Origin of the sequence: Pseudomonas sp. GM80 (genome assembly GCF_000282515.1) — a bacterium.
GTDB lineage: Bacteria > Pseudomonadota > Gammaproteobacteria > Pseudomonadales > Pseudomonadaceae > Aquipseudomonas.
Map to the genome: position 1 here is coordinate 1 of NZ_AKJD01000272.1, position 8,046 is coordinate 8,046.

5 protein-coding genes are annotated in these 8,046 nt (G+C 60.2%); 4 read left to right on the plus strand and 1 reads right to left on the minus strand.

The features are described 5' to 3' along the window. The 3 genes from mprF to PMI37_RS30745 all read left to right on the plus strand — a co-directional run. Nucleotides 1-1,889: bifunctional lysylphosphatidylglycerol flippase/synthetase MprF (gene mprF, locus PMI37_RS30735; RefSeq protein WP_008088931.1), on the plus strand; the 1,889-nt coding region annotated here is incomplete at its 5' end. Then, a complete protein-coding gene (locus PMI37_RS30740; RefSeq protein ID WP_008088934.1) occupies nt 1,889-3,184 on the plus strand; it encodes a virulence factor family protein in 1,296 nt (431 codons plus the stop codon). The genes mprF and PMI37_RS30740, both read left to right, overlap by 1 nt. Before the next feature lie 753 nt (nt 3,185-3,937). Further along, a complete protein-coding gene (locus PMI37_RS30745; RefSeq protein WP_008088935.1) occupies nt 3,938-4,264 on the plus strand; it encodes a DUF3077 domain-containing protein in 327 nt (108 codons plus the stop codon). A gap of 161 nt (nt 4,265-4,425) precedes the next feature. Here the strand turns inward: PMI37_RS30745 and PMI37_RS30750 are convergent, their stop codons facing one another. Further along, nucleotides 4,426-6,267, minus strand: a complete 1,842-nt coding sequence (locus tag PMI37_RS30750; RefSeq protein ID WP_443216831.1) for a potassium transporter Kup — start codon at nt 6,265-6,267, stop codon at nt 4,426-4,428. A gap of 349 nt (nt 6,268-6,616) precedes the next feature. Between PMI37_RS30750 and rimO the strand changes: the two genes are divergently transcribed. Beyond that, nucleotides 6,617-7,954 (plus strand): 30S ribosomal protein S12 methylthiotransferase RimO, encoded by a 1,338-nt coding sequence (gene rimO, locus PMI37_RS30755; protein ID WP_008088939.1) that lies wholly within the window; start codon nt 6,617-6,619, stop codon nt 7,952-7,954. Nucleotides 7,955-8,046 lie beyond the last annotated feature (92 nt).

The window sequence follows — 8,046 nt, forward strand, 5'->3', positions numbered from 1 at the left end:
CGGCTGCCGCCACTGTCCTTTATCTGTTGCTGCCGGAAGCGCCGCCGTTTGGTGCGTTCCTGCTGGTGTACCTGCTGGCACTGGCGGCTGGCGTGCTCAGCCATGTACCCGGCGGCGTGGGTGTGTTCGAAGCGATCCTGCTGGCCGCTTTCGCCGACAAGCTCGGTGCCGCACCACTGGCCGCCGCCCTGCTGCTGTATCGCCTGATCTATGTGGTACTGCCGCTGCTGGTCGCCTGCGTATTCCTGCTGATCAATGAAGGTCAGCGCCTGTTTCAGACTCAGACCATGCGTGCAGCGTCTGGTCTGGCGGCACCGATTCTGGCGGTGCTGGTATTCCTGTCCGGCGTGGTGCTGCTGTTCTCCGGCGCCACACCCGAGATCGACACGCGTCTGGAACACATTGGCTTTCTGATCCCGCATCGTCTGGTCGACGCCTCGCACTTCGGCGCCAGCCTGATCGGCGTGCTCTGCCTGATGCTCGCTCAAGGCCTGCGTCGTCGCCTCTCGGCCGCGTGGATGCTAACCACCATTCTGTTGCTGGTTGGCGCCCTGCTCTCGCTGCTCAAAGGTTTCGACTGGGAAGAAGCGACGCTGATGACCCTGACGGCTGCGCTGCTGGGTGTGTTTCGTCGCTCGTTCTATCGCCCGAGTCGCCTCACCGAACTGCCCTTCTCCCCCCTGTATCTGGTGGCCAGCCTCTGTGTGCTCGGCGCTTCGACCTGGCTGCTGCTGTTCGCCTATCAAGACGTGCCGTACAGCCATCAACTGTGGTGGCAGTTCACCCTGGATGCTGACGCGCCGCGCGGCCTGCGTTCGCTGCTCGGCGCCGCCGTCCTGCTGTTGGTGATCGCGCTAACTTGGCTGCTGCGCACTGCGCGCCCGGTCATTCACCTGCCGACACCCGACGAACTCGATCGCGCGGCGAAGATCCTGATGGCCTCGTCGCAGCCCGACGGCGGCCTCGCGCTGACCGGTGACAAAGCGTTGCTGTTTCACCAGAACGACGAAGCCTTCCTGATGTACGCGCGGCGTGGCCGCAGCCTGGTGGCGCTGTACGACCCGATCGGCCCCGGCCAGCAACGTGCCGAGATGATCTGGCAGTTCCGCGACCTCTGCGATATTCACCACGCCCGCCCGGTGTTCTACCAAGTGCGCGCGGAGAACCTGCCGTACTACATGGACATCGGCCTGACCGCGATCAAGCTCGGCGAAGAAGCCCGGGTCGACCTGCTTCGCTTTGACCTGGAAGCCAAGGGCAAAGAGATGAAGGACCTGCGCTACACCTGGAACCGTGGCACCCGCGATGGCTTGTCGCTGGAAATCCACGAGCCCGGCCAGGCGCCGATGGACGAGCTGAAAGTGATTTCCGATGCTTGGCTGACCGGTAAGAACGTGCGTGAGAAAGGCTTCTCCCTCGGCCGTTTCAGCGACGATTACCTGAAGCATTTCCGCATCGCGGTGATTCGCTTCGAAGGTCGCCCGGTGGCGTTCGCCAACTTGCTCGAGACTTACAGCCATGACCTGGCCAGCCTCGACCTGATGCGCGCACACCCGGACGCCCCCAAGCTGACTATGGAATTCATGATGGTCGGCCTGATTCAACACTATAAGAGTCACGGATACGCGCGCTTCAGCCTGGGCATGGTGCCGTTGTCGGGGTTGCAACCCCGGCGTGGTGCACCGCTGACCCAGCGTCTGGGCTCGATGGTTTTCCGCCGTGGTGAGCAGCTGTACAACTTCCAAGGCTTGCGCCGCTTCAAAGACAAGTTCCAGCCTGACTGGGAACCCCGTTATATGGCCGTGCCCGCCGGACTCGATCCGCTGGTGGCGCTGGCCGACACTGCTGCCCTGATCGCGGGCGGCTTGACTGGATTGGTGAAACGCTGATGATTCAACGCTCCCTGAAGTACATCCTGGCCGCACTGATCGTGCTGGCCGTGATTGCCGGCGGCGGTTACTGGTACCTCAAACGCCCGGCACCGGAACCGACCGTCGAACAACTGACCCCGGCCGATGGCGCCGCCATGACCCGCGTTATCCCGGGCACCAAGCCCAAGGCGCAGGTGCTGGTCGCGGTCAACGACGACCAGAAACTCTCTGAAAAACAACTGACCACCCTGAGCCGCAGCGCTTCGGCGCAGATCGTTCAGGTGATTCTGCCCAAGGACTGCCTGCTGCAAAGCCGCGCCCTGCAATCGGGTCTGCGTGAACTGAACGGCCCGGCCACGCTGGTCAGCGGCATAGGCCCGGGCGCTGTACTGGCCTGGCGCTGGCTGTCGGAGCAGAAAGACGACAAGGCCCAAGCCATTTCCGTGGATCTGGCACTGGAAAAAGGTGGCTGCACCCACCTGTTGCCAAAATCCGCCGCCCACGGTCACTGGCTGGCAGCGTGGAACGACAACCCGGACGACGCCAGCGCAGGTTTCGTGCGCGATCAACCGAACGCCGAAACCAGCATCAGCGATTACGACATCAACCTGCCGCAAGTGCTGAACAACGAACTGCGCAAGATTCTCGTCGGCGGCGACAAGGCCAATGGCGGCCTGGCGATCCCGGTGGTTGAAGTGCCGGCCGGCCAAGCGAAAGACACCGTGACCCTGTTCCTCTCCGGTGACGGCGGCTGGCGCGACCTCGACCGCGACGTGGCGGGCGAAATGGCCAAGATTGGCTACCCGGTGGTCGGCATCGACACCCTGCGCTACTACTGGCAGCACAAGAGCCCAGAGCAAAGCGCGCTGGACCTGACCGAGCTGATGCAGCACTACCGGCAGAAATGGGGCACCAAACGCTTCATCCTCACCGGTTATTCGTTCGGCGCTGATGTGTTGCCGGCGATCTACAACCGCCTGCCGGACACCGAGCAGCAGCGTGTAGACGCGATCATCCTGCTGGCCTTCGCCCGCACCGGCAGCTTCGAAATCGAAGTCGAAGGCTGGCTGGGTAACGCCGGCAAAGAAGCCGCCACCGGCCCGGAAATGGCCAAACTGCCAGCGGCGAAGGTTGTGTGCATCTATGGTGAAGAAGAGACCGATGAAAGCGGTTGCACGGACAAGACAGCAGTCGGTGAAGCGGTGAAACTGCCTGGCGGCCACCACTTCGACGAGAACTATCCGGCACTGGCCAAGCGCTTGGTGGACTTGATCGAGAAGCGTCAAGCGGCGAGCCAGGTCGCTGAAGAGTGATCTGAGCCACGTCCACAAGAAGCCCCCGCAACTTCACGGTTGCGGGGGCTTTTTACATCTCGGACGATGAACCCATTCCCCTGTAGGAGTGAGCCTGCTCGCGATAGCGCAGTGTCAGCCACCTAGTTGCCAAATGACACACCGCTATCGCGAGCAGGCTCACTCCTACAAGAGAATTGCGCTGGACTCAAATAATCGTTAGTCCCGGCAAGCGTATCTTGCCCGCATATCGTCATGACTGATCGCTTGAGCCGGATGGAGGTTGATCAGTCGTTCCATTGCTTCGGCTTCAATTCGAAGATTCTCGAGATCATCCTGCTTTTCCTGTTCCGATAATGCCGTCATACACTCCTCGCTCATTTGCATACCCTATTTCGTGCCAGACGTTTAGTATCGTTTACTTCCAGTCTCGCAATATCAGATGACGCCCACAGACCTTGTAGGCAAACTCCGAAACTCGTGTTCGGGCGCTTTGCCGCTCTATTGCGCTGTTTTTCGACGGGATACTCTCCGGACGTCGCTGACCCATTCAGCGATCGGGTGTGGTAACCCGGTTAGGCAAAGTGCAACAGTGCCTCCATCACGACATCAGGCGTTCTTTTACGCCTGTAATTCACTGTCATGGCAGCTGTACGTGGGAGACCTTCGGGTCTGCCGGTTTCTTTGCTCTCCCGGTTTACCACCCTGCGTACAGCTGCCACCCATTCGTGTGGTAACGAATGCGGCAGCTCCTCGTTTTAGGGAGCAAAAACAATGAACAAAGAAGGTCCGTCAACGCCATCTGATCTTAAAACCATCGGCTTCACCCCTTTCCTCCACAACTCGGATCAAGCGTTCTTCAACGTCCGCTCCGGCATCCCGATCATTGATGCCTTGTCCCAATCCTCCGACCTGCTGTCCCTCGCCAAATCCTTCGCCGAGGACGCTGCCTTCATCAAAGACACCGACCGCCATGCCTGGGCCGCGCATTACCTGACGGTGATGGGCAAAGCCTTGATTGATGATGCGATTCAGGCGCTGATGCCGCGACCTGCGCGTACGAAGACCGAGTCTGAAGCAGAGATGCCTGAAGGCTTGTAGAGGTTTGAAGATCAAAAGATCGCAGCCTTCGGCAGCTCCTACATGGAATGCGAACCCTGTAGGAGCTGCCGAAGGCTGCGATCTTTTGATCTGAAGTTGCCGCCCACAAAAAAGCCCCCGCCAACCACAAGGCTGACGGGGGCTCTTTCTATAACGCGAAGTTACATCTCCACCTGCGTCCCCAACTCAATCACCCGGTTCAGCGGCAGATTGAAGAAGCGCAAATTGCCATTGGCATTCTTCAACATGAACGCAAACAGTGCCTCACGCCAACGCGCCATCCCCTCAAGTTTCGAAGCAATCACCGTTTCGCGGCTGAGGAAGTACGTGGTGCGCATCGGGCTGAAGTCCAGATCATCCAGATGACACAGCTTCAGCGCCTGCGGCACGTCCGGTTCATCGGTGAAGCCAAAGTGCAGGATCACCCGGAAGAAGCCCTCCCCATGCGCTTCGACTTCAAAGCGCCGCGATGGCGGTACGCGCGGGATATCTTCGTAGACCACCGTCAGCAACACCACTTGCTCATGCAGTACCTGGTTGTGCAGCAAGTTGTGCAACAACGCATGCGGCACGGCGTCGGAACGCGCAGTGAGGAACACCGCGGTGCCCTGCACGCGGTGCGGCGGTTGCACGCGGATGCTGCTGATGAAAATCGGCAGCGGCAGTGCGCCTTCGTCGAGGCGTTCGACCAGCAGTTGCTTGCCGCGCTTCCAAGTGGTCATCAGCACGAACAGAGCGATACCGGCAATCACCGGGAACGCACCGCCCTGAACGATCTTCGGCACGTTGGCGGCGAAGTACAGGCCGTCCACCAGCAGGAAGCCGATCAACACCGGCACCGCGAGGATCGGCGGCCATTTCCACAGCAGCAGCATCACCGCCGACACCAGAATGGTGGTCATCAGCATGGTGCCAGTCACCGCCACGCCGTAAGCCGAGGCCAGTGCGCCGGAGGATTCGAAGCCCAGCACCAACAGGACCACGCCGACCATCAGCGCCCAGTTCACCGCGCCGATATAGATCTGGCCCTGCTCGTCGCTGGAAGTGTGCTGGATGTACATGCGCGGAATGTAGCCGAGCTGAATCGCCTGACGAGTCAGGGAGAACGCGCCGGAAATCACCGCTTGCGAGGCGATCACTGTGGCCATGGTCGACAGACCGACCAATGGAATCAGCGCCCAGCTCGGTGCCAGCAGGTAGAACGGGTTACGCGCCGCCTCCGGGTTGTCGAGCAGCAAAGCACCCTGACCGAAGTAATTGAGCACCAGCGCCGGCAATACCAGGATGAACCACGCGCGGGCAATCGGCTTGCGACCGAAGTGGCCCATGTCGGCGTACAGCGCTTCGGCACCGGTCAGCGCCAGCACCACAGCGCCAAGGATCGCTACGCCCATGCCTGGGTGCACAGTGAAGAAACGCACGGCCCATAGCGGGTTCATCGCATGCAACACTTCTGGCGTGTGGCTAATGCCATACACGCCGAGGGCGCCGAGGACGAGGAACCAGGTGACCATAATCGGCCCGAACAGGATGCCGATCCGCGCTGTGCCGTGGCTCTGGATCAGGAACAACCCGACCAGCACCACCAGCGACAGCGGCACGACCCAATGGTCGATGCCATCAAACGCCAACCCCAGACCTTCAATCGCCGACAGAACGGAAATCGCCGGGGTGATCATGCTGTCGCCGTAAAACAGCGCCGCGCCGATCAGTCCGCACACCACCAGCAACGAGCGCAGTTTCTTGCGATGCCCTGCCGCCCGCCGCGCCAGCGCCGTGAGCGCCATGATGCCGCCCTCGCCCTGGTTGTCGGCGCGCAGCACGAACATCATGTATTTGATCGACACGACCCAGATCAGCGACCAGAAGATCAACGACAGAATGCCCAGCACGCCGTCGTGGTTGACCGGTACGCCGTAACCGCCGGAAAACACTTCTTTAAGGGTGTACAACGGGCTCGTGCCGATGTCGCCGTAAACTACCCCGACCGCCGCGACCAGCATGCTCAGCGGCTTGGAGGCCGAACCCTCGGCGCCTGCCGCATGACTACTTGCCTGACCCATCCAACAACTCCTGATTCCAGACCGGCTTCTTCGAATGAAGCACTATGCTTTGTGGTGCAGCATGCGCTGTTTTACCTGTTGTTACAGACCATTTGTTGACTGTAAAAAATTGGTAAAGCTCAACGGCGCGAAGCATAGCGCAGCACTCGTCGTATTTCCCTGCATAAAGCTGGTCAAGTGCGTTGCCCGCCGCTAGAATTGCGCACTTTTTGATCAGAGGCGCACCTTAAGCGCCCGTCCGTCGGCTTTCGCACCCAGAAAGCGATGTCACAAAATACCGAGGTTAGACATGTCCACCACTCCTGCGCCGGCCAATCCAAAGGTTGGCTTTGTATCTCTGGGTTGCCCGAAAGCACTGGTCGACTCCGAGCGCATCCTGACCCAGCTGCGCATGGAAGGTTATGACGTGGTGTCCACCTATCAGGACGCCGACGTTGTAGTCGTCAACACCTGCGGTTTCATCGATTCGGCCAAGGCTGAGTCGCTGGAAGTGATCGGTGAAGCGATCAAGGAAAACGGCAAGGTGATCGTCACCGGTTGCATGGGCGTGGAAGAAGGCAACATCCGCAACGTGCACCCGAGCGTGCTGGCCGTGACCGGTCCGCAGCAGTACGAGCAAGTGGTCAACGCCGTGCACGAAGTGGTGCCACCGCGTAAAGATCACAACCCGCTGATCGACCTGGTGCCGCCGCAAGGCATCAAGCTGACCCCGCGCCACTACGCTTATCTGAAGATTTCCGAAGGCTGCAACCACAGCTGTTCGTTCTGCATCATCCCGTCGATGCGCGGCAAACTGGTCAGCCGTCCGGTCGGCGATGTGCTCGACGAAGCTCAACGTCTGGTCAAATCCGGCGTTAAAGAGCTGCTGGTGATTTCGCAAGACACCAGCGCTTACGGCGTTGACGTGAAATACCGCACCGGTTTCTGGAACGGCGCGCCGGTGAAAACCCGCATGACCGAGCTCTGCGAAGCGCTGAGCACCCTCGGCGTCTGGGTCCGTCTGCACTACGTTTACCCGTACCCGCACGTTGACGAACTGATCCCGCTGATGGCCGCCGGCAAGATCCTGCCGTACCTGGACATCCCGTTCCAGCACGCCAGCCCGAAAGTGTTGAAGTCGATGAAACGCCCGGCGTTCGAAGACAAGACCCTGGCGCGCATCAAGAACTGGCGCGAAATCTGCCCGGATCTGATCATCCGTTCGACCTTCATCGTCGGCTTCCCGGGTGAAACCGAAGAAGACTTCCAGTACCTGCTGAACTGGCTGACCGAAGCCCAGCTCGACCGCGTCGGCTGCTTCCAGTACTCGCCGGTTGAAGGCGCCCCGGCCAACGATCTGGATCTGGAGATCGTTCCGGACGAGGTCAAGCAGGATCGTTGGGATCGCTTCATGGCGCACCAGCAGGCGATCAGCTCGGCCCGCCTGCAAATGCGCATCGGCCGTGAAATCGAAGTACTGGTGGACGAAGTCGACGAGCAAGGCGCGGTTGGCCGCTGCTTCTTCGATGCCCCGGAAATCGATGGCAACGTGTTCATCGACAACGGCAGCAACCTGAAGCCGGGCGACAAGGTCTGGTGCAAAGTCACCGACGCTGACGAATACGACCTGTGGGCCGAACAGATCTAACACCGCATACCCTGTAGGAGCTGCCGAAGGCTGCGATCTGTTGATCTTGATCTGAAAAAACCAGATCAACAGATCGCAGCCTCGTTTCACTC

What these genes read in the sequence shown, in the direction of transcription:
- PMI37_RS30740 (WP_008088934.1), top strand. Translation starts at nt 1,889, where the DNA reads ATGATTCAACGCTCCCTGAAGTACATCCTGGCCGCACTGATCGTGCTG.
- PMI37_RS30745 (WP_008088935.1), top strand. Translation starts at nt 3,938, where the DNA reads ATGAACAAAGAAGGTCCGTCAACGCCATCTGATCTTAAAACCATCGGC.
- PMI37_RS30750 (WP_443216831.1), bottom strand. Translation starts at nt 6,267, where the DNA reads ATGCTGGTCGCGGCGGTCGGGGTAGTTTACGGCGACATCGGCACGAGC.
- rimO (WP_008088939.1), top strand. Translation starts at nt 6,617, where the DNA reads ATGTCCACCACTCCTGCGCCGGCCAATCCAAAGGTTGGCTTTGTATCT.